The sequence below is a fragment of the Aquimarina sp. RZ0 genome (assembly GCF_008370685.1).
Lineage (GTDB): Bacteria > Bacteroidota > Bacteroidia > Flavobacteriales > Flavobacteriaceae > Aquimarina.
Genome location: NZ_VTZU01000247.1, coordinates 1 through 725, shown reverse-complemented (window position 1 = coordinate 725; position 725 = coordinate 1). Strand labels below are relative to the sequence as shown.

Genomic DNA, 725 nt, shown 5'->3' with positions numbered 1-725 from the left:
CCAGGATACATTTTATTTACCCCTATAACATCAGCATTCGATAGACCATTACGTTGTGTACGGTAAGAACTCCCATCCAACTTGGTGATTGTTGGCTGTCCGTTTTTAGAAAAAGATTTGGGACTATACATCATAATACTCCCAAAATCCAGGGTGTTTGTATATTCAGTACCATCACGACCTCTTTGTACATAGGTCTGAAAATTATGCTCTTTTCCGTTTTGTATATTTTGAAACAATACCCTTACAAATCGATCACGATCTTTTCTCGATTGTTCGTGATATAATCCTATCGCGTGACCAATCTCATGAATGGTACTTCCTGTAGTACATCCATCAGCCAAATTGATTGCTTGTTTTCTTCCGGTACGACCTACAAAAGATGAACAACCACTTCCTTTTTGGAAAAAGATATAAGCACCTTGGTTTGTTCTTTTTACAAATCGCAAAGCTGTCTTGGATTCCCAATGTCTGATGGCATCGGTTATTCTTCGTTGATTAGGCATTCCGTTCTGAATCTCATAATACACCGTATTATTGGGCCATCTGCCACCGGTTCTACCTGCACTCCTAACAGCACCATCAGATTCATCTGTATAAAACAGCATATCACCTATAACTGATACATTTTTTTCTCCAAAATTTTCTGCAATTACTGTTTCGTCGTTTAATTTCAAGGAATGTAGTGTTCCTTCTCTACCAGGATATGCCTCTTCTGTAGCAAA

At 38.3% G+C, this 725-nt stretch carries 1 protein-coding gene; it reads right to left on the bottom strand.

The genetic code is table 11. The features are described from left to right. Positions 1–725, bottom strand: a 725-nt coding sequence (locus F0000_RS27525) for a M12 family metallopeptidase (RefSeq protein WP_149627888.1), incomplete at both ends; no start/stop codon positions are given.